General features: G+C 67.9%; 17 protein-coding genes and 1 pseudogene. 6 read left to right on the forward strand and 12 right to left on the reverse strand.

What is annotated here, in order from left to right; genetic code table 11:
- Positions 1-3: 3 nt before the first annotated feature.
- Positions 4-1,545 (forward strand): aldehyde dehydrogenase family protein, encoded by a 1,542-nt coding sequence (locus AB0I82_RS13445; protein ID WP_363257351.1) that lies wholly within the window; start codon positions 4-6, stop codon positions 1,543-1,545.
- A gap of 125 nt (positions 1,546-1,670) precedes the next feature.
- On the opposite strand, the gene AB0I82_RS13450 is transcribed toward AB0I82_RS13445, so the two are convergent.
- Positions 1,671-2,771, reverse strand: a complete 1,101-nt coding sequence (locus AB0I82_RS13450; protein WP_363257352.1) for an NADH:flavin oxidoreductase/NADH oxidase — start codon at positions 2,769-2,771, stop codon at positions 1,671-1,673.
- A gap of 569 nt (positions 2,772-3,340) precedes the next feature.
- Positions 3,341-4,579: a helix-turn-helix domain-containing protein gene (locus AB0I82_RS13455; protein ID WP_363257353.1), complete on the reverse strand. Its 1,239-nt coding sequence runs from the start codon at positions 4,577-4,579 to the stop codon at positions 3,341-3,343.
- 243 nt (positions 4,580-4,822) lie between these two features.
- Between AB0I82_RS13455 and AB0I82_RS13460 the strand changes: the two genes are divergently transcribed.
- The 3 genes from AB0I82_RS13460 (at position 4,823) to surE (ending at position 8,517) form a co-directional block, all read left to right on the forward strand.
- Positions 4,823-5,806, forward strand: coding sequence for an NAD(P)-binding domain-containing protein (locus tag AB0I82_RS13460; protein WP_363257354.1), 984 nt, complete (start codon positions 4,823-4,825; stop codon positions 5,804-5,806).
- A 220-nt stretch (positions 5,807-6,026) separates the two neighbouring features.
- Positions 6,027-7,478 (forward strand): MFS transporter, encoded by a 1,452-nt coding sequence (locus AB0I82_RS13465; RefSeq protein ID WP_363257355.1) that lies wholly within the window; start codon positions 6,027-6,029, stop codon positions 7,476-7,478.
- A 106-nt stretch (positions 7,479-7,584) separates the two neighbouring features.
- Complete coding sequence (gene surE, locus AB0I82_RS13470) at positions 7,585-8,517, forward strand: 5'/3'-nucleotidase SurE (protein ID WP_363257356.1); 933 nt, start codon at positions 7,585-7,587, stop codon at positions 8,515-8,517.
- Between the two features lie 98 nt (positions 8,518-8,615).
- Here surE and AB0I82_RS13475 read toward each other — a convergent pair whose 3' ends face one another.
- Positions 8,616-9,311, reverse strand: coding sequence for a transporter (locus tag AB0I82_RS13475; RefSeq protein ID WP_363257357.1), 696 nt, complete (start codon positions 9,309-9,311; stop codon positions 8,616-8,618).
- 109 nt (positions 9,312-9,420) lie between these two features.
- Positions 9,421-10,890, reverse strand: coding sequence for an MFS transporter (locus AB0I82_RS13480; protein WP_363257358.1), 1,470 nt, complete (start codon positions 10,888-10,890; stop codon positions 9,421-9,423).
- 394 nt (positions 10,891-11,284) lie between these two features.
- Between AB0I82_RS13480 and AB0I82_RS13485 the strand changes: the two genes are divergently transcribed.
- Entirely contained in the window at positions 11,285-12,361 is a 1,077-nt protein-coding gene (locus tag AB0I82_RS13485) for an alpha/beta hydrolase (RefSeq protein ID WP_363257359.1), read from the forward strand.
- 162 nt (positions 12,362-12,523) lie between these two features.
- Here AB0I82_RS13485 and AB0I82_RS13490 read toward each other — a convergent pair whose 3' ends face one another.
- From AB0I82_RS13490 to AB0I82_RS13500, 3 genes are read right to left on the reverse strand one after another with little or no spacing between them, the layout of a single operon-like run.
- Positions 12,524-13,294 (reverse strand): glucose 1-dehydrogenase, encoded by a 771-nt coding sequence (locus AB0I82_RS13490; RefSeq protein WP_363257360.1) that lies wholly within the window; start codon positions 13,292-13,294, stop codon positions 12,524-12,526.
- Entirely contained in the window at positions 13,291-14,310 is a 1,020-nt protein-coding gene (locus tag AB0I82_RS13495; RefSeq protein ID WP_363257361.1) for a phosphotransferase family protein, read from the reverse strand. The genes AB0I82_RS13490 and AB0I82_RS13495 overlap by 4 nt, the downstream gene beginning before the upstream one ends.
- The gene (locus AB0I82_RS13500) at positions 14,307-15,500 is read right to left on the reverse strand and encodes an acyl-CoA dehydrogenase family protein (protein WP_363257362.1); all 1,194 of its coding nucleotides are present in this window, start codon (positions 15,498-15,500) and stop codon (positions 14,307-14,309) included. Before AB0I82_RS13500 ends, AB0I82_RS13495 begins: the two co-directional genes overlap by 4 nt.
- 123 nt (positions 15,501-15,623) lie before the next feature.
- On the opposite strand from AB0I82_RS13500, the gene AB0I82_RS13505 reads away from it, so the two are divergent.
- On the forward strand, positions 15,624-16,193 hold the full coding sequence (locus AB0I82_RS13505; protein WP_363257363.1) for a TetR/AcrR family transcriptional regulator: 570 nt from the start codon (positions 15,624-15,626) through the stop codon (positions 16,191-16,193).
- Positions 16,194-16,237: 44 nt separating this feature from the next.
- On the opposite strand, the pseudogene AB0I82_RS13510 reads toward AB0I82_RS13505, so the two are convergent.
- The 5 genes and pseudogenes from AB0I82_RS13510 to AB0I82_RS13530 all read right to left on the reverse strand — a co-directional run.
- Positions 16,238-16,342, reverse strand: a pseudogene (locus tag AB0I82_RS13510) (IS5/IS1182 family transposase); the annotation flags it as partial.
- Between the two features lie 112 nt (positions 16,343-16,454).
- Positions 16,455-17,561, reverse strand: a complete 1,107-nt coding sequence (gene ccsB / locus AB0I82_RS13515) for a c-type cytochrome biogenesis protein CcsB (protein ID WP_363257732.1) — start codon at positions 17,559-17,561, stop codon at positions 16,455-16,457.
- A gap of 488 nt (positions 17,562-18,049) precedes the next feature.
- Complete coding sequence (locus AB0I82_RS13520) at positions 18,050-19,360, reverse strand: aminotransferase class III-fold pyridoxal phosphate-dependent enzyme (protein WP_363257364.1); 1,311 nt, start codon at positions 19,358-19,360, stop codon at positions 18,050-18,052.
- A 109-nt stretch (positions 19,361-19,469) separates the two neighbouring features.
- Positions 19,470-20,498, reverse strand: coding sequence for a dihydrodipicolinate reductase (locus AB0I82_RS13525; protein WP_363257365.1), 1,029 nt, complete (start codon positions 20,496-20,498; stop codon positions 19,470-19,472).
- Positions 20,499-20,682: 184 nt separating this feature from the next.
- Complete coding sequence (locus AB0I82_RS13530; protein WP_363257366.1) at positions 20,683-21,549, reverse strand: phytanoyl-CoA dioxygenase family protein; 867 nt, start codon at positions 21,547-21,549, stop codon at positions 20,683-20,685.
- Positions 21,550-21,555: the final 6 nt, after the last annotated feature.

Genomic DNA, 21,555 nt, shown 5'->3' on the forward strand with positions numbered 1-21,555 from the left:
AACATGACCAACACCACCACCGCTCCCCTCCTGCCCTCAACCGAGAATCTTCGCGCCCTCGCCCGTGCCGGCCTGGACCGCGTCGGCGTGACCATCCCGGAAGGTGACGACTTCCAGGCCCGCACTCCCCTCACCGGCGAAAACCTCTTCGGGCTGAAGGCTGCCACCGCCGCCGACACCGAAGAAGCCATCGCCGCCACCCGCGAGGCGTTCCTCACCTGGCGCACCACGCCCGCTCCCCGCCGCGGTGAACTCGTACGCCGACTGGGTGAGTTGCTGCGCGAGCACAAGGGCGATCTGGCCGACCTCATCACCATCGAGGCGGGCAAGATCCGCTCCGAGGCGCTCGGCGAGGTCCAGGAGATGATCGACATCTGCGACTTCGCCGTGGGCCTGTCCCGCCAGCTCTACGGTCGTACGATCGCCTCCGAGCGCCCGGGCCACCGCCTCGCCGAGACCTGGCATCCGCTCGGCGTGGTCGGTGTCATCTCCGCGTTCAACTTCCCCGCCGCCGTCTGGTCCTGGAACACCGCCGTCGCGCTGGCCTGCGGTGACACCGTCATCTGGAAGCCCTCCGAGCTGACCCCGCTGATCTCCCTGGCCTGCGACCGGCTGCTGGCGCAGGCCGCCGAGGACGTCGGCGCGCCCCGCGACGTACACCGCCTTCTCCTCGGCGACCGCACCACCGGCGAAAAGCTCGTCGACGACCCCCGCGTCGCACTCATCAGCGCCACCGGCTCCACCCGCATGGGCCGCGAGGTCGGCCCCCGCGTCGCCGCCCGCTTCGGCCGCAGCCTCCTCGAACTCGGCGGCAACAACGCCGCGATCGTCACCCCCTCCGCCGACCTCGACCTCACCGTCCAGGGCATCGTCTTCGCCGCGGCCGGCACCGCCGGACAGCGCTGTACCACGCTGCGCCGCCTCATCGTCCACCGCGACGTGGCCGACACCCTCATCGCACGACTGACCGCCGCCTACCAGAAGCTGCCCATCGGCAACCCCTTCGACGAGACCACCCTCGTCGGGCCCCTCATCTCCACCAAGGCCCTCGAACACATGCAGGACGCCCTCACCCGCGCACAGTCCCAGGGCGGCAAGGTCCTGGTGGGCGGCAATCGACGCCTGGCCGAGGTGGCACCGCAGGCCGCCTACGCCGAACCCACCATCGTGCACATCGACGAACAGATCGACATCGCCCGGGAAGAAACCTTCGCCCCCATCCTCTACATACAGACCTACAACACCCTCGAAGAAGCCATCGCCCTCCACAACGACGTCCCCCAGGGCCTGTCCTCCAGCATCTTCACCCGCGACCAGCAGGAAGCCGAGCTCTTCCTGTCCGTCGAAGGCTCCGACTGCGGCATCGCCAACGTCAACATCGGCACCTCCGGCGCGGAGATCGGCGGAGCCTTCGGCGGCGAGAAGGAGACCGGCGGCGGCCGCGAGTCCGGCTCCGACTCCTGGCGCGCCTACATGCGCCCGGCCACCAACACCATCAACTACTCCAGCCAACTCGCCCTCGCCCAGAACGTCAGCTTCCTGTAAACGCGCCACTCCCCGGCATTCAATCTCAGGCCCTGATTGAAACCGCAAAGCAGAAACAACGATGCGGGGCCGACGCCATCTCGGCGCCGGCCCCGCATGCAGGGTTTTCGGATCACTCAGACCGCTTACGCACGGTGGTACTGCTGCGCCACATGCGGCGTGGCACCCAGCTCACGAGCCGCCTGCTGCGCGAAGTACGGATTACGCAGCAACTCCCGGCCGATCAGCACCGCATCGGCCTCGCCATCCACCACAATCTTCTCGGCCTGCTGCGCCTCCGTGATCAGCCCAACAGCGCCCACCGCCAGCCCGGTCTCCTTCTTCACCTGCGCCGCGAACGGCACCTGATAGTTCGGCACGGCCGTGATCTTCGCGTCCGGCGCATTACCACCCGTGGACGTGTCCAACAGATCCACCCCATGCGCCTTGAGCTCGGCCGCGAACCGCACAGTCTCCTCCGCGGTCCACCCCACCCGCTCGTCCTCGGCGTTCTCGCTGAGCCAGTCGGTAGCCGAAATCCGGAAGAACAGCGGCAGCTCCTCCGGCCACACCGCACGCACCGCGTCCACGACCTCCAGCGCAAACCGGACCCGGTTCTCGTACGACCCGCCGTACTCATCCGTCCGCCGGTTCGTGAACGGCGACAGGAACTCATTGATCAGGTACCCATGCGCACCATGAATCTCAGCGACCTGGAACCCGGCCTCCACCGCACGCCGCGCGGTCTCGGCAAACTGCTCCACAATCTCCTTGATCTGCGCCACGGACAGCTCCTCAGGAGCCGTCGACTTCTCATCGAAGGCAAGTGCACTCGGCCCGACCGGCCGCCACCCATGCCCCTCACCAGGAGCAATCGGCGCACCACGATCCACCCACGTCCGCTCGGTCGATGCCTTCCGCCCAGCATGAGCTATCTGAATACCCACAGTCGCACCCTGTGACTTGATGAAGTCAGTGATGCGGCGGAAGGCAGCGGTCTGGGTGTCGTTCCACAGCCCCAGGTCGTACGGGCTGATGCGACCCTCGGGGCTGACGGCGGTGGCCTCGGTGATGATCAGGCCGGTGCCGCCGACGGCACGGGCCGCCAGGTGCTGGAAGTGCCAGTCGTTGGGCACACCCTGCTCGGGCCCGTCCGGAGCCGCCGAGTACTGGCACATCGCGGCCATCCACAGGCGGTTCGGAATGGTCAGCGACCGAAGGGTGATCGGCTCGAACAGTGCGCTCACAGCAGACTCCTGTACGTGAACGGGGCAGGGCTCCGGTTGAAGCCGGGCTTATACGATACCCATCGTAGTACGGCAGCTGTCAAACTACGATGGTTCTCGTACGAGGAGAGCCCGACGCTTACTCACCGGCCCCACGGCCCGCACTGACTGCCGCTCGATCTATCGGCAGCGGCCGGGCCGCCAGCGTTCAGTTTCGCCACCCCCGCCTTGACCATCCCGAGGGCGGGTCATCTCAATGGCTGGCCTGCGGTAACCATGCCCGCAAGGGCATGTACACCTCAAGAGTCGGCGAAACGCCGCGTGCGGGGCACGAGAGCCCCCTCTTTCCCCGCTCGACGAAACCGCGAAGAGCCGACACATCGCAGCGGCGTCCTGCTCAGGCCGTCGCGGAAGGAGCGTTGCTTGCCGGAGCGCAGCACGCGGGTGGGGAGAGCCCCGAGACCGGGTCGACGGCGAGGTCCTCCTCCGTCGTGAGGTGCACTATGCGACTCGTCTCCGTACCCCGGCGCAGTCGCACCACCCCGGCACGCCCGGTCAGCCGATCCCCGACAGCCACCACCGGTCATCGGTCAACAACCGACCCCCTGGTCCTGCTGCAGTTCCACCAGCATGAGCGCGGCCGAAACGCTCGTCGGATCGTGGTCGAGGGGCCGCGGCAGCATGGTGCGGGCCTTGGCGAGGCGCCGGTCGATGGTGTTGCGGTGGGCGAACAACCGGTCGGCGGTTCTGGAGATGCTGTACCCCTCCGCGACGTAGGTGCGCACCGTGCCCTGCAGGACCGGGTCCGCTGCCGCCAGATCGCCGAGAGTGTCGGCCACGAACTCCTGGGCCTGGCTCAGGTCGGCGGTGAGCAGGTCGACGAGGTGCACATCTTCGTAGCGGACGACCTGGCGCGGCGATCCGACCCGGGCAAGAAGGCGCTGCGCCGCGGCAGCGTCCAGATGGCTCTGCCGGAAACCCGGGAGACCGGATCCGGGGCGGCCGAGCGTCACGCGTACGCTGGGGGTCTTCTCCAGGACGTGCAGAACATCGGCCGTCGGCGGAACCTCGTACACGGGCAGCCACAGCCAGAGCGCGGATGTGCTCGGCGGCAGGGTCAGGCGGCGGTTCGCGCCGCACGTCCACATGACGCACTCAGCGGCTCGCTCGAGCTCATGTGCATCGCCCGGTGAATCGACCCACAGGATCGCCGCGACGTGATGCCCGGCCAGCGGATAGCCGAGCTGCGCCTCCGCACGGCTGCGGCTGATGCGCGCACCCTGCAGCAGCAACTGGACCGTCGTGTGCCGCTGCGCCTGGGCGCCGAATCCCATCTCCGCGCGGATTTCGTCGACGTAGGTTCCGACCGCGGCGATGGAGTCGTCGATGTAGGTCGTCAGCGAGTTGGCGGACACCTCCATCAGCTCGCGCAGCTCCTCGCGGTCGTCGGTCGCGGCGAAGCACTGCTCGACCCACAACGCCCACCCGACCCGCTGCGCGGCACGCCAGGACCCGAGTTCGTTCAAGTCCATCCCGCGCAGCACAAGGTCCCTGGCGATGATCAGCATCTCGCGGTCCTTGGCCGGCGACACCCGGCGACCCGGTTCCTGCATGTTGGACACGAGCCAGTGCGTCATATTGGCCTTGCAGAGGCGCCGGTCCGCCTCCGACAGCACAGGATCGTCGACGTACTCGCGCTGCCGCGCCTCGCGTTGCGATGCCTGCCACACCTGGTCGACGACCTCATCCGACACCGGCAGCCGGCGCTCGGCGATTTGCCGGATCAGCTCGCACGTCCGTTCGGATGGATTAGGCCACAGCATCTTCATGCACCGCGATCATAGGCGTGGAAGGGAGCGGGGCACAGCGCCTCGCACCGTTCGGATGCCGCAAGGTGCGAAGTACACCAAGTCCCTCTCGAAGCTGCACTGACGTGCCCTGGCAGGACGAGGGTCCCAGCGGCCAGGGTCGACGCCTAAGAGACGTACCGCCCGGTCGGTCCGCGTGCGCCAGGAGCGCCACCACTCCGTCGTCGGTATGTACGCCGCATTGCACGGGGTGGTGGTGCCGGCGTGCAGGCCGCCGACGACGTCGGCCGGAGGTGCGCGCGCCGCCGGTTGGAAGTGACGAGCGGCTTGGCAGTCATCGAAAGGAATGGCTTCATGGGCAGCACGAAGAAGTACGACGTCCTGGTCATCGGCTGTGGGCTGATGGGCTCCGCACTCGCGCGAACCCTCGCCGGGCGGGGCTATTCGGTGGCCGCGTGGAACCGCTCGCCGGAACGGGCCCTCGCGCTCGCCGAGTCAGGTGTCTCGCCTGTGGATTCACCCGATGAAGCAGTGCCGGCATCGAGGATCTGCATCGCCTGCACCAACAATTACGAGAGCACGCGCTCGGCTCTCCAGCCCGTCACCGACTGGGACACCACCACGTTGGTCAATCTGGGCAGCGGATCGGCCGACGACGCCGAGGAAATGGCGCGATGGGCGGGCGAACGAGGCGCTTCCTACCTCGACGGATTCATCGGCTGCTACCCCCAGGACATCGGCTCACCCCGCGGAATGGTCGGCGTATCAGGGCCGGCCGCTCTCTGGGAGAAGCACCAGGACGTCTTCATGAGCCTCGGCGCCGCCTCACAGCACATTTCCGACGATGTGCGCGGCGCCGGAGTGCTGGAGGCGAGCATGGTCGGCACGTTCTTCATCGCGGCGCTGAGCGCCTACGTCGAGGCGGCGACCTATGTGATCGATCAAGGGCTGTCCCCACAGGCGTTGGCATCGACAGCAGCGCAGGTGATCTCTCTGCTGGAGGCAGTGGCGCCGGAGACGGCGACGGCAATCGCACACGACTCCCATGAGACCGACCAAGCGACGGTGAAGACCTTCGCCGAGGGCGCGCGGGCCACGCTGACCACCATGCGTGCCGCGGGTTACAGCGCCCGGGTGATCGGGGCGGTGGTGGAGAATCTCGACCTCGCCGAGCGGGCCGGGTTCGCCGAACTCGCGTTCTCCGCGCAGAGCAAGGTCCTCACCAACACCAAGCCGGAGATAGAGTAATGACTCGTCACATTCTCCCCATTGCAGGGCCGTTGGCGATGCTCTTACGCGCCTCAGCGGCGATGTGGTGCACGGTGCACCGCTACCACCCGCACATTGGTCGGCCCTGTCGTATCCGCGACGAGGCCCTGCGACGCACCTTGAGACCCACCCTCGCACGTCGTGGCCTCCGGCTCAGCCAGAGGCGACGGCGCCCCATCTCGTACGGGAGTGAATCACGATGCCAAGAGCGAACGAGGCCGTGCTCAGCGCAGGAGTAGACGTTGCGTCCCAACCTTCGAGCAAGCGATCCCCGCTGATCAGCGTCTCCGCGCTGCTGTGCACGGTGACCATCGCCGTCAACTTCATGCTGGGGCCTCTGCTGCCCCTGATGCAGAGCCAGTTCTCCATCGGTGTCTCGGCAGCGACCTGGGTCCTCACCGCGATGTCCCTGGGCAGCGGCGCCGGCTTCGTACTTATTCCGCGCCTGCAGGACATCGTCGACGACCGCACGATGCTGCTGTGGTCCGGCGTCCTCCTCACGGCGGGCGCACTGATCCCCGCCATCGCCGACACGTACCCGGCACTGCTCGTCGGGTCGGCCATGCTCGGCTTCGGCAGCGCAGCGCAGATGCTCCCGCTCGGCTTCCTGCGCCGCCACCTCTCCGGCGCCTCGGTGGCCACCGCGGTCAGCGTCCTGATCATGGCCACCGGAACCGGGGTCGTGGTCGGCATGGTGGGCGGCGGTCTGACGGTGAAGTACCTGTCGTTGTCCACGTTCTTCTCCATCCTGGCGGCGGCGTTCGCGGCGACCACGGCGGCGCTTCTGGCGGTTGTTCCGCGCTCGCGCCCCGCCTCCTCCGCGCGTATAGGCGTGTGGGGAACGGCGTGGATGATCGCCTGGGTGACGCTGGTACTGCTCGCGATGGCTCAGATCAGCGTCTGGGGCAACGTGTGCTACCTGATCCTCGCCATCGGAGTCGTCGCCGGTGTCGCCTGGGTGCTGGCACAGCGCCGGTCGACCGCGCCGGTCTTCGACCTCGCGATGCTGAAGCGGCCGTACGCCACGACGGCCTGCGTGGCGTCCTTCCTGTTCGGCGCCGTCGACGCCGCCTTCGTCCTGCTGGTCACCTACTACACGCAAAGCCCGTCCGAGGTCGGATACGGCTACGGCACCGACGCGCTCGGGACGAGCCTCCTCATGCTGCCGTTCGCGCTGACCATGTTCATCAGCGGCAAGGCGGCGGAACGCATGGTGCAGCAGGGACGTCCCGGCGTCGTCCTGGCCGCGGGCGCGGCACTGTGCGGCCTCGGACTCGTGTGGCTCGCGTTCGCCCACGACCACACGTGGCAGTACCTCGTCGGCTCGGCCCTCGTCGGTCTCGGCAGCCGTGCCGGCTACAGCGGCTCGTTCGCGGTTCCGCAGCTGGTGGTGGACGAGAACCAAGCCGGGATGGCTTCCGGCATCCCGGCCACAGCAATGATGATCGGCGCCGCTTTCGGCGCCGCCGTCACCACGACCGTCCTGTCCCTCGCGTACATCCCAGAGGTCCCCGGAGTGCCGCAGCCCCACCTTTACACCGTGGGATACCTGATCGCGGCCGCCTTCCCGGTCGGCATTCTCGCCGCGACGACCGTGTCGTCCGCCCGCCACCCCGGCGCGTTCAAAGCCCTGATGGCGCAGGCCGCGTAAGCCGCCGGACGGTGGTGTCCGGCGGCAGGCGCCACCTGAGCACGTGACATCGCGAGAGGAACTCGCCTCAAGAAGAGCCGAGTTCGCCCCGAGAATCGGAGAACACATGATGAATCGACGAGCCAGGATCGCGGGCCTCGCTCTCGGTCTGGCCGCACTCGGCGTGGCCGGGCCCTCCGCCGCCGCGACGGACGGAGAGAGCACTGCCGCCGCAACCGAGGCGCGCCCGAGCTGCACGGGTCCCCTCGACGTGCTCCTGACCAACGACGACGGCTGGTCGGCACCAGGCATCCAGGCGGTCTACAGAGCGCTCAGAGCCGCCGGCCACCGGGTGACGATGGTCGCCCCGCTGAAGAACCAGTCCGGCGTGGGCGCCCGGATCGCGTACGGCGGGGTGCTGGAGGTGAGCCGACCGGTGGCACAGGATGACCACATCCTCGCCGTCGACGGCTCCCCCGCCGACGCGGTGGCGTTCGCGCTCCACACGCTCCCCGCCGACCGGTACCCGGATGTCGTGGTGTCGGGTGCCAACTACGGGCAGAACACCTCGCGCGTGACCAACCACTCGGGGACCGTCGGCGCGGCCACCACCGCAATGGACCGCGGGGTCTCGTCGATCGCCGTCAGCTCGGAGTCTCCTTGGGACTACGACTGGGACGCCACGGATCCGCCGGACTTCGAGGGCACATCAGCCTTCGTGGTCAAGCTCCTGCACACCCTGCAGGAGTCGTCCGAGGACTGCCGGCGGCTCCTGCCCAAGGGTCTCGGCCTCAACGTCAACTATCCCTTCGACGGCCTCAAGGAGACCAAGGCAGCGAAGCTCGACACCATCGACCCCTTCCCGACCACGTACACCCTTCGGGAGGACGGCGACTACGACATCTCCGCCGTCAACGCCGACTCGGACCGGAGCGACGTCGACCACCAACTCCTGAAGGACGGCTACGCGACGATCACCCCGCTCGACGGCGACCTCTCGGCCTCGCGTACCGGCCAGGACCTCTCCTTCATCACGGAGTTGGTGAAGGACATGAATTGAACTGACAGGCGAGGCTTCCCACCCGACTGCGGCGCGAGCGCCCGTCCCCGAGAGTGTTCGGGGACGAGCGCCCTCGGTCGCCCTGCTCCACCCCGCCCTCAGGCCCGAGCAACGCTCCGTTCGTCCGAAGCCGGCTCGGCACCCGTCGCCACGTTGTGGTTGTGCAGAGCACGGTACGAGATGAAGTTCACGAAGAGCTGGAATCCCCAGGTGGCGAGCGCGAGGATGTAGAAGATGGTGCCGTACTCGTCGTCGCCCGGAATCGGGAAGAAGTCGTACGTGACTGCGATTGCGGCTGCCGCAGCGGTGGTGAGCGCGGCACCGACGGCCAGACCCCTGGCACGGATCTTCCAGAGTCGCCACGAGAAATATGCGAGGAACAGGGTCGTGAGCGCGTTGACGATGACGTAGAACGTTGCCGGGACGACGTGCAGCCCATTGCCGTGGAACTGCCGGAGATACAGCCCGGCAACGATGCCCAGCGCAAACACGCCGATGTCGACCGCCAACGTCGGCTTGTACCGGTGCGTTACTCGCATCAGGCCCAGGACGATGATCAGGGTGGCGCCCACCGACCGCGAGAAGGCGTCGAAGAAGTACGCGATGAAGTACAGGGGACTGTCCTTGTCGCCTCCGAGGAGGGACCAGAGGAGAAAGTTCGAACCGGATGTGGCGACGATGAACCATTCCAGGCCGAGCAGGTAGTTGCCGTACTGCCGAATGAGTTTCCATCCGTAGAAGAAGCCGGCGAAGATCATCCAGCTGTCGGCCAGCAGGAGGAGCAGTTCTTTCATGGTTTGCGGTTCCTTTGGGCTGGGCCTCCATTGCGGAGCAGAAGGCCAATCCGTACAGGGGTCGTTGAATTGCCCCGGACATGGATGCCGTCGGAGCGAGGGGGCTGGTTCAGGACGCGGCACCTTCGGCCCGCCGATCGAGCCGAGCCCGTGAGATCAGCACGGTCACCACGACGAGCAGGGCGAGAACTCCTGAAAGCCAATAGCCGATGGCGTAGAGGCCCTTTGCGGCGACCTCGAGACCGGTTCCGGGCACCGGAACCAGGGAGGCGCTGAGGTCGCCGCTGACCAGTGCCGTACCGAAGGTGAAACCCACGGCCATGAACGTGCCGGCGACACCGGCCGCCATTCCGGCCTTCTCCTCGGGCACTGCCATCTGCACCAGAGTGAAGCCGGCCGTGTAGCCGATTCGGCACCCGAGACCCATGACGGCAGCGCCCATGAGGTAGTGCCACTGCTGATCGTGCGCCACGGCGAGCCAGGCCAGTCCTGCTGCACTGATGAGCGCTGCGATGACAAAGACGGGCACACCACGGCCGTTGAACAACGCGCGGTCGAGCACCGAACCGCGGACCAGGAACGCCGCCGCGAAGGGCGCCATGAGCCACGCGGTGTCCAGCGCGCTGAGCCCGAGGCCGTAGGCGTCTGCCGGGCGAAGAGCCTCGGGAGTGATCTGGGCGTACGTGCTGAGCAGGAGCAGGAAGGCTGAGTTCACCGCTGCGAACAACGCGATGCACAGGCACGAAGCAGTGACCAATGGCGCCTTCATCAGTGCGACGTCGAACACCGCCGAGGACGACCTGCGCTCGACACGCACCCAGGCGATGCCACCGATGACGCCGACCGCCAACGGAATGAGTGCAGCGTTGCCCCACACGAGGCCCTGCGTGAGAGTGAGCAGGATGGCAGCGACCCAAGCGATCATCCAGACCGTTCCGAGTACTCCGATGCGGCGGGCGCGCTCGGCAGGCGGGGCGTGCGGGATCGTGGCGTAGGACGCAACGGTCGTGGCCGCGCATGCAGCGGTGAGGATGATGAAGAAGCTTCGCAGCGACAGGTTCTCAACGATGAGGCCGCCGCCGACCATGCCGACGACAATGCCGACACCGGTGGCGATGACCAGGACCGCGACTCCCACCGAGATGCCGCTCTCGCCAAGATTGCGACGCAGGAAGCCGAGCGGGAGCAGCTGCGCCGCGCCACCGAAGCCCATCAGAGTGCAGCCGACCAGAACGGTCGGATACGAGTCACCGACGGCCGGAATGAGCGCGCCGACTGTGAGGAAGGCGGAGGCCGCCACGGAGGCGTTCCGGTCGCCGTACACGTCGGCGACGCGCGGCAACAGGATGAAGCCGGCTCCCCCGCCGAGGGTCAGCGCCGAGTAGAGCCACGTCGTCTCGGCCACTGTGGCGAGGTGGTACTGCGCCTGGATGATCGGCAGGAGCGGTGGCAGGACGAAGACGACTGCGTTGGTCAGGACGACCAGCAGCGCGCCTACGCCGATGAGCACCCCTTTGTTCGGCGCATGGCGAGAAGGCGCCTGGTGAGCGGGTCCGGCAGGTTCCTGGATCTCTGTCACGGCTTTCTCCGGTTCCTGATTCAGACGCGGCCGGGAGTCCGGCACCGATGGTGGCGCGGTCGTCACAACCGAGGCCTATGGGTCTCCATAGCGACCATGTGTCGCTGACATGACAGATCAACTGCTTCGCAGGGCTCGGCCGCGCGGGAGGGGCGCAAGGTCGCCCTTGCGATGACCTGCACGCTAAGACGGAGTGGGTCAACTGTTCAAGACACATGACCGTGAAAGTTCGGAGGGTGCTCGCACTAACCACCACGAAAGGTCCGGCCGGCCGTAAAACCCGCGAGCAAGCCTCCGAGGTAGACGCTCTCCCAAATGTTGCTCACATGACCTAGTCTTATGACCACGTCTTACGGGTCAAGCCAAGCCACGGTCCTGCACAAGGAGCGCCCCTGTGACTACTCCCCCCGCCAAGCTCTCGATATCGCCTCCCGGCGCGGATGGCAGCCCGGCCCGGCGAGGGCCCGCGGAGACCGAGGCGGAACCGCCGCCCGGTTGGCGCAGACTCCTCGATCCCGAGTCGCTCCAGGCCGCCGACTTTCTGGCCGAGGTGCTCCCCCGGCCTCTGCACACCCTCGGGCTCGAGGGAGTACGGAGGTTCACGGCCCCCCAGCCACCGCCCCGGCTCACCCAAGTGGCATCCGTCACCGACGAGGACGCGACCTGGACCGATCCAGTCGGGGTGAATCGCTCTGTGCCGGTTCGGATCTACCGGCCGCTCACGCCCCGCACGGCGGCTGCCGGCCTGCCCTGCCTGCTCTATCTCCACGGCGGAGGCTTTACGGTCGGCAGCCTGGACGGCGTCGACGAAGTGTGCCGTCTGTTCAGCCTTCACGCCGAGTGCGTGGTGGTCTCGGTCGACTACCGACTGGCCCCCGAGCATCCGTTCCCCGCCGCCGTCGACGACACCAGGGCAGCCCACGCCTGGCTCGTCGAAAACGCGGCGACTCTTGGCATCGACAGACACCGCATCGCGGTCGGCGGCGATTCGGCCGGCGGCAGTCTGGCGGCAGCGCTCTGCCTGGACCTGCGCAGCCGCGGACTGCCCCAGCCCGCACTCCAGATCCTCGTCTACCCAGCGGTGGACGACTCTTTCGACCGCCCCTCCTGGACCGAGTTCGCGAACGCCCCGTTGATGGGGACCGCCGACGCGCAATGGTTTCGGCAGCAGTACCTAGGCGACAACGGCGTGGCCCCCAACCCACTCCTGACGCCCCTCCAGGCAACGACCCTGGCCGGTCTCGCCCCGGCCCACGTCATCACCGCGGAAGTGGACCCGTTGCGCGACGACGCGGAGGCGTACGCTCACCGGCTCGCGGAAGAAGGCGTTCCCGTACTGCACCGCCGCTACCCAGGGGTGTTCCACGGGTTCTTCACCGAGGTCGGCACCTTCACCAAGGCCGCCGAAGCAGTCGCGGACGCGTCTGCCGGCCTCCGCAACGTCTTCACCGGAGGAGTTCTCCCGAAGTGATCGAGCCCTTCTTGGGCTCGCAACAGACCTCTGCCGCTGCCAACGCTTCCGCTCACCTCTTTCCGATCGCCCAACTCGGCTTCAAATGCACCGAGTTGGGCGATCGCGCTGCCCTGGCTGGAGATGTCAGGCCTCGGCAGCGACGAAGTCGACGCTGCGAACTCAGTGGCCGGACATGCCGCCGTCGACAGCGAGCGTGCTGCCGGTGATGTACGACGAGGCCGGCGATGCCAGGAAGAGGACCGCCGCGTCCAGTTCGTGCTGTCGGCCCAGCCTGCCGAGCGGGCTGCGCTCTGCGATGAAGCCCGTCAGCAGGTCCTCGGGCACGGCCGCGGTCATCTCGCTGGCGAAGTAGCCGGGCGCCACGGCGTTGACCCGGATTCCCAAGCGGCCCGACCACTGTGCGGACAAGTCTCGGGTCAGCCCCATCAAGCCGGCTTTGCTGGCCGAGTACGCGGCTTGCGGGGCATAGGACGGGATGAAGCCCAGGGTGCTGGCGACGTTGACGATGCTGGAACCGTGCTTCATGACCCTTGCACAGGCCTGCGCCGACCAGTAGGCGCCGTTGAGATTGAGGTCGATGACCTTGCGGAACTCCTCCGGACGCTCACGCAACGCGGGGACGGCCGTGCCGATGCCCGCGTTGTTGATCAGGACATCTATCCCGCCGAACTCCTCAAGGCCGGCCCCGACCATCACCTCGCACTGCTCGGGGTCGGTGACGTCGGTGGCGACGGTGACCGCGCGCCTTCCGGTTGCCCGCACCTGATCGGCGACGTCCGCCAGCTTGTCGGTGCGGCGCGCGGCGAGCACGACGTCGGCGCCGGCCTGGGCCAGTGCGACGGCGAAGCCGGCGCCGAGTCCGGAGCTGGCGCCGGTGATGACGGCCACTTTGCCGTCCAGGCGGAACAGGTCGAGGACGGGGGTGGTCACGGGTTCCTCCCAAGTGCGCGCAGTCCTGCCGCGGCCAGAGGCGCGGGCGCGTCGCCCACGGTCTCGAACCCGGAACCGAGGGTCAGGCCTTGGCGATGGCGGGCGTGGATGCCTTCGGCGATCACCGCGATCTTGAAGTAGCCGAGGGCGATGTAGTAGCCGAGGTTCTCCAGGCTGCGGCCGCTCGCGGTGGCGTAGCGCTCGGCCAGGTCGGCGGGGGCGGGCAGACGTGGGCTGGTCGAGGCGGCCCGGCCCGCCAGGACCGGCGCGAAGGCCGGGTCGGCGTAGACCAGGTGCAGGCCGAGGTCGGCGAGCGGGTCGCCGAACGTGGCCATCTCCCAGTCCACCAAGGCACGAACCTGTGACGGGTCGTCATGGGCAAGGATGGCGTTGTCGATCCGGAAGTCTCCGTGCACGATCGAGGCACCACTCTCGTGCGGGCAGGCCTGCGCGAGGAGCGCGTGCAGGGCCTCGACGTCGGGCAGATCGCGGGTGCGGACCCGTTGCCATTGGTCGTGCCAGCGCGCGACCTGACGGGCGAGGTAGCCCTCGGGCCGCCCGAAGCCGTCCAGTCCGACCGAGGCGGGCTCGATGGCGTGCAGCCGGGCGAGCACGTCCACCAGGGCATGAGCGCAGTCGGCGACCAACTTGTCGGGAAACTCCTCCAGTTGTGCTTCGGTGCGGATGACGACACCGTCCACGTACTCGACCAGAGCGAACGGCACGCCGATCACCTGGGCGTCGCCGAAGGCGACGGCGCGCGCCACTGGAACGCCGCTGCCGGCGAGTGCGGAGACCACCCGGTACTCACGTGCCATGTCGTGCGCCGAGGGCGTCAGCCCACCCAAGGGCGGGCGGCGCAGCACCCAGCTGCCCTGACCGTCCGTCAGCCGGTACGTCAGATTGGAACGGCCGCCCTGCACGAGCTCGGCGTGGAGTTCACCGCGGAAGCCGGGGACGCTCTCGGCGAAGAAGCGGGTGAGTGCCCCCAGGTCCAGTCCCTCAAGGGTGGTCATCGGCCGGCCGCCTGCTCGTGGCGCCGCACCGTGCGGCGGGCAATGGCCCAGCGGTGCGTCTCCGACGGGCCGTCATAGATCCGGAACGGGCGGACCTCGCGCAGAAACCGCCCGAGCAGCGCATCTCCGGAGACACCGAGTGAGCCGCAGATCTGCAGCGAGCGGTCCACCACGCGGTGGATGGCCTCGGCACAGAAGGTCTTGGCGATCGCCGTGGACTGCGCCGCCGAGCGGCCCTCGTCCAGCTCCCAGCACGCCTGCGTGATCAGTCCTCGCGATGCGGCGATGTCGATCTCGTTGTCCGCGATCATCTGCTGGATCATGCCGAGATCGGCCAGGCGCGACCCGAACAGCCGCCGGTCCGCTGCTCGCGCCACAGCGATGTCCTGCGCGCGGCGGGCGATGCCGAGCCAGCGCATGCAATGCGTCATGCGGGCCGGACCGAGCCGGACCTGGGCATAGGCGAAGCCCTCGTCCACGGCACCGAGAACGGCGTCGTCGGACACGAAGCAGTCGTCGAAGAGCAGCTCGATGTGGCCACCGAACAGGCTCTCGTCGAGGGTCTCGATGTGCCGGACCGTTTTCATGCCCGGGTTGTCGGCGTCGACCAGGAACATCGTGGCCCCGCCTCGGTCCCCCACCTCGCCGCTGGTGCGCGCCATCACGATGGCGAACTCGGCGCCGTCGGCCCCGGTGATGAACCACTTACGACCATGAATCCGCCAGCCGCCCGGGGCTCGCTCGGCCCGGGTCGACAGCGCGCTGGGGTCCGACCCTGCCCCGGGCGCCGGCTCGGTCATGGCGAAGCACGAGCGAACCGCTCCGGTGGCGAGCGGGCGCAGGTAGCGTTCCTTCTGCTCCGACGTCGCGATGGCTTCCAGCATGTGCATGTTGCCTTCGTCCGGCGCCGCGATGTTCAACGCCAACGGTCCCAGCAGCGAGTAGCCGGCCTCCTCGAAGACCAGCGCGCGCCCACGCATGTCCAGCCCGTGGCCGCCGAATTCCGGCGCCACATGAGGGGCGAAGACGCCTGCCTCCTTGGCCGCGGTCTGAAGCTGCGTCCGCATCTCGTCCGAGCGGACAACACCGCGGTGCTCCTCCTCGACAGGAATCACCACCTCACCGACGAATCGCGCCGTGCGTTGCGCCAGGTCCGCGACGCCGGTCTCGGGGGCAAGTTCGATAGCCACGCGTCCTCCAGTTGGCTAATGATGGTTAGCCGACTCTAGGTGCAATATAAGCCACCTGCAAGAGACATCTGCTACTGTTCGTTAGCCGTCTTTGGCGATAGTCGAAACAACGGAAGGTGTCCCGTGTCCCGGACCGACGACATTCGTGCCGCCGCACTGGAGCTGTTCACCGGCCGCGGATACGAATCGACGACCATGGCCGACATCGGCGCGGCCGTCGGCATCCGCGGCCCCAGCCTCTACAAGCACGTCGCGTCGAAGCAGAACCTGCTCGCGCAGATCATGACCGGCACCATGCAGGCCCTGATGGACCTGCACCGCACGGCCATCGCCACCACCACCGATCCCGCCGAGCGCCTGCGCCGAGCCACCGAAGCGCATGTGCGCTACCACGCCCGCCACCGTCTCGAAGCCTTCGTCGGCAACCGCGAGATCCGCAGCCTCGAAGAGCCACATCTCAGCGAAGTCCTGGCCATGCGCGCCCAGTACGAGGCAGGCTTCCGCGACCTGATCAACGCCGGTGTCGCCGCGGGCCGCTTCCAAGTGAACTCGTCCCGCCTGGCCTCCTACGCGGTCCTCGACCTCGGCATGGGCGTCGCCGTCTGGTTCCGCGAAGACGGCGAGATCACCGAGGATGCCGTGGCGTGGGAGTACGGCGAATTCGCCCTGCGCCTGGTCGGCGCCAACGACTGAACCAGCCGCCCACCAGTCCCCTCCTCCGCCCCCCTAGTGCCCTGAGTCAGGGCGTAGATGACGACCTGCAGGTTGGTCGAGCAGCTGCAGTTCTTGCCGGAGGCGACGATGCTGCGGTCGCGGGTAGGCACCAGGGTGCCGTCGACGATGTAGAACTGCGCCTCGGTCAGGCCGGAGAACGGCCCAATCCACTTCGGATCACGCTGAGAGCCCCCTTGTCCCAGCCAACGCACCAATCCCACTGGCTTCAGGCCACCCAGGTCAAACGCCCGCGTAGGAGTGCAGGCCGGTGACGAAGATGTTCACGCCGTAGTAGTTGAAGAGGTAGCAGGCGAAGGCGATCAGGGCCAGGTAGGCGGCCTTGCGGCCCTTCCAGCCGGCGGTGGCGCGGGCGTGCAGGTAGCAGGCGTAGGCGACCCACGTGATGAAGGACCAGACCTCCTTGGGATCCCAGCCCCAGTACCGGCCCCAGGCCGACTCGGCCCAGATGGCGCCCGCGATGATCGTGAACGTCCACAGCGGGAAGACGGCCGCGTTGATGCGGTAAGCGAACTTGTCCAGGCTCGCCGAGGCAGGCAGCCGCTCCAGGACCGAGGTCGCGAAGGAGCCCGGCTTGCCGCCGCCGGCGAGCTTGCTCTCGTAGCTGTCCTTGAACAGGTAGGCGAGGGTGCCAACCGCGCCGACGTAGAGCGCGGCGCCGCAGAAGATCGCGGTGGAGACGTGGATGTAGAGCCAGTACGAGTGCAGCGCCGGGACCAGCTGGTCGCTCGCCGTGTACAGGACGGTGACCGCGAGGCCGAGGCCAAGCAGGACCGTGGCTGTGAGCAAGAGGCCGATCCAGCGCACGTTCTTTCTCAGGGCGAGCAGCGCGAGGTACACGCCGACAACGACCGTGGAGAAGGTGATGTTGAACTCGTACATGTTGCCCCACGGCGCCCGCTCCACTGAGGCTGCGCGGGCGACGACGCCGCTCAGCTCCACCAGGAAGGCGAGCACCGTGAGGGAGACACCGATCCGGCCGTACAGGTCGCCCTGCACGTCACCGCCGTGCGCGCCGGGGCCGTCGGGCACGTCGCGAGAGCCGTTGGCCGAACGCACGACGACCTGGGGCCGCTCCAGCACCGCGGCGCCGCCGGCGGACTTCACCACCACCGGGGCACTCTGCGCGTTAGCCGCACCGTCCTGCTTCGCGGTCAGCGCGGCGGCAGTGCGCGCCACCCTGCTACGGCTGCCGAACAGCCATTCGGCGATGTACGCGAAGAAGGCCAAGGTGTAGACGGCCATCGATGAGTAGATCAGCGTGTTGCTGATCTGCGCGAGATGCTCGTTGTTCGCCGTGGCGAGCGCGGTCGCTGCGGGAATCACTATTTCTCAGTTCCTTCGAAGGGTGCGGGGGTGCCCGCATCAGGCTCCCTGCGTAGGGGCCGGCCTCCTGGCGGGCGAGGAGTCATTACGGCTGACAGCACTCATGTGCGAGGTTGTGCATGTCGTTCTGGAGGAGCTTTCACCCACTCCCCATCTCGGGCAGATAGCCGCTTCAGCCTCGGCAGGCCCGCTGCAGACCGAGTCCTGCGTGTTGAGGCGGGTCAGTCGCTTGGCATCTGCCCCAGCGTGCGCCCGGTCTGCTGCGGGAGGCCGATCCCGAGCACGTGCTGCTTGACGGAACGCTCGCCGAGTGCGCTGAGACACCACCGCCGATATGGACCGCGAAGACTGCTGCGCACCCTGCTCGAGGACGTCCTCCCTGCTTGCTCCGCGACCAGAACGCCAAGTGACCCTCGGATGGGCGAGATCCTCGCTCCACACCGGCATCCCCACCATTCTCACCGGCGCCAGGGCGCCCCGCACGAACTCGATCACGAAGTAGGCCCCAGGGACGCATGCGACTGTTCAGTCTCGTGCGGCCCCCGCAACTGCCGCAGGACCTTTTCGAGAGCGTCGGCGGTGGCATCGATGTCTGCCTGGCGATGCGCAGTGCTGAGGAAGATCTTGCCCGAAGGCATGAACATCACGCCGTTGGCGAGCATCCCGCCCAGAATCTGCGGCCACAGGCCACCGGTCCCATGCAAGCCGGTGACCTCGAGGTCCGGGACGAACTGAAGCAGGGAACCGACTCGCTTGAGACGGGCAGCTTGGGGCGCGGAGGCCAGCAGGCCCCCGATCACGAGCTCGAACTGAGCGGAAACGCTCTCCAGCGCTTGATAGACGGAGGGATCCGCGAGTACTCCCATGGTCGCCTGTACCGCGGCCAACGCGACAGGATTTCCGTTGAACGTGCCGGCGTGCACCACACCGTCCGTGACCTGGTCGATCAGGTCCGCTCGACCGACGACGGCGCTCTGGGTGAAGCCGCCGGCCATGGCCTTGCCGAAGACGGAGAGGTCGGGTCTCACCCCGAAGAACTCGGCCGCGCCGCCACGAGCGATCCGGAAACCGGCGATCACCTCGTCGTAGATGAGCACCACGCCCTGCTGCTCACAACGGGAGCGCAACGTCTGCAGGAAGTCCTGCGCGGGCGACTCGACACCGGCGTTGCTCATGATCGGGTCGAGGAGCACCGCGGCGATGTCCCGTTCGACGGCCTCGGCGAGAATCCGGTCGATCATCTCCACGTCGTTGAACCGCGCCACCACCAGGTCGTCGAGCACACTCGGGCTCTGGCCCCTGCTCGCCGGCGCCGCCGCGAGCCCGCTCCCGTCGGTGTCGCTCAAGCCCGCGTACACCGTGTCGTGCCAACCGTGGTAGCTCTTGGCGAACTTCACGACCCGTCGGCGCCCCGTGGCCGCCCGCGCCAGGCGCAGCGCGATCTGAACCGCCTCGGTACCGGTGTTGCTCCAGAGCAGGCGCTCGCCGTGCGGCACCGCCTCAAGGACGGCCTCGGCCGCCGCGTACTCAAGGACATGGCTGGTGCCGACGATCTGCATGCGCGTGGCCACATCGCGTACGGCGTCCACCACGCGGTGGTCGCCATGTCCGAGGACGAGGGGCCCCCACGCCATCACGTAGTCGATGTACCGATCGCCGTCCAGGTCCCAGACGTGGGCTCCCCGCGCTTCACTCACGAAGAGAGGGTGCGGCCGCATCGCCGCGCGAAGGCCGGAACCCACCCCTCCTCCTATGCTGCGCCGGGCTCGCTCGAAAGCGATGCGCGATGACTCCAGGCCCATCCGACGTTCTCCCTTCTCGGTCACCGCAACCGGTCGCCGAGGAAGGCAGCCGGTGTTCCGGTGGTGGTCCGGCGCCCGGTGCCACCACCGGACGCCGCATGACGGGCCCTCAGGCCGTGGCGCGCGCGCCCTTGCTGGCCAGGGCGCCCACCGGCAGGTCCTCGATGGTGCGGAAACCCGGCATCGCACCGGCGACCGCGGTCACGGCGTTCGACGCCATGGCCACCGTGGACAGGAAGCTTTCGAACCCGCCGGGCACTGCGACCTCGATCGTCTGCTCACGGCCGACGAGGAGGAGTCCGTCGCCGCGTTCGACGGGGTCGTCCGGGCCGAAGATGCCGAACCGGGTGGCGAGCTCGATGACGGGCTTGCCCTGCAGCAGTCCCCGCGCCCGGTGCAGGACGCTCGCCACGGTTCCCGCGGCGATGACGGTGTGCTCCCCCTTGCGTTCCGTTTCCGCGATCAGGTTTCGCTCGACGGGGTCGACCTCGATCGCATCGAGCTCCCACTCCAGTCCTCGGGCCAGGGCGCCGATGCTCTGCGCGAAGCCGACGTGTCCCATGACGCGATCCGCATCGCGCTCGGTGTCGAACTCGGCCGGCGTGAGGCCGAGGCCGAACTTCTTCAGGATCGCGCCGTAGCGGCTCATGTCCGCCGTACGCCGCACGGACACCCGCTCCACTCCGAGCGTGAGGCCGCTCAGGACCAGCGGCAGCGTGTCCATCAGCATCCCCGGGTTGCAGCCGGTGCCGAGCACGGAGACTCCGTGTTCGCGTGCGAGCCGGTCCAGGCGAGCCACCGCCTGAGCGTGGCTCCGGGTCGGGTCCCGCAACTCCTCGCAGATCGATACGACGTTCGTCCCACGCGCGATCAGGGCGGCGAGGGTCGGTTCGATCGCGTCGATCCAGGACGATGTGGCCACGACAGCCACGTCCGCGGGCGGCAGCTGCGCGACGGACGAGACCACGGGGACGCGCGGCGCACCGGCGACGAAGTCGGCGAGGTGCACCCCGGCCTTGTCCGCCCCGATGTCCAGCGCGCCCAACAGTTCGCAGTCACGTCGGCTCACCAGTGACTCGGCGATGGCGATGCCTGTGGTGCCGAGTCCGACGACAACAACACCGGTTGTCTCGGTCACGTTCGAGTGCCTCCTTCGGCACACACGGGACAACGGCACCGTCTCCGGTGCCCCGTCGATCAACGTGCAGGGACTAGGACAAGACCTCGCCGGCGTCCCGCAGAGGGCCGATGCAGGGCCTTCTGCGGGACGTCTCGCCCACAAGGCGTCGGCGACGAGGCCGCGTGAACCGATCGGCCGGCTCTCAGAGCTTCAGGTAGTCGGCCACATCCGCGTAGTCGACCTGCCACAGGCCAGGAGAGCCCGTCGGGTACTGGGAGCGGAAGCCGAGCACGCGCTGGACGCGCGGCGAGAGCGTCTTGGCGACGTCCATGTCGACCAGGAACGGGTAGGCCTCCTCGCCAGTGAGGTAGCCGGCGTTGAACGTGAAGGCCACGCCCCGGCGGTAGAAGTCGCTGGTCTGGTTCGCCCCGCCGCCATGGGCGGTCTTCCCGCTGATGAACAGGGCGTCTCCGGCGTTCATGACCGCGGGAATCGTCTGCTCGGGAGTGCCCCGGTCCTCGAAGTCGCTCCAGTGGTTGCTCCCGGGGATGACGCGGGTGGCGCCGTTCTCCTCCGTGAAGTCGGTCAGAGCGACGAGGAAGTTGATGGTGACTTCCGGGCCCTTGGGCCCCATTCCGATGAACGGGAACCAGTTCTCCAGGTCCCGGTGCAGCATCTGTCCCGCGCTGTTCGGGCCGATCTCGATGACCTGTGCGGTGGTCATCCAGTACGTGCCCGACTCCTCGAGGAAGACCTGGTCGCTGATCTCGTGGACCAGGGGGTGGTCGATGACCTCGCTGCGGAACGTGGCACTATGCGTGACCAGGTTCGTGAGTCGCTTGGTGTTGCGGCCGTGGAACTCGGCCACCACTTCGTTCTCGTGGGTCGAGCCTGGACGAAGCGCCTGCATCGGCTGCTCGATCTCGGCGTTGAAGCGATCGATCTGGTCCTGCGTCAGGAAGTTCTTGATGATGACGCCGCCGTCGCGGGCCACGATCTTCAGGATCTCCTCGGCGGACGTGCCGACCGCCACAGACGTCAGGGCCTGGGCCTTCTTCTGTGCTGTCATGTGAAT

Origin of the sequence: Streptomyces sp. NPDC050315 (assembly GCF_040655775.1) — a bacterium.
Classification (GTDB): Bacteria; Actinomycetota; Actinomycetes; order Streptomycetales; family Streptomycetaceae; genus Streptomyces.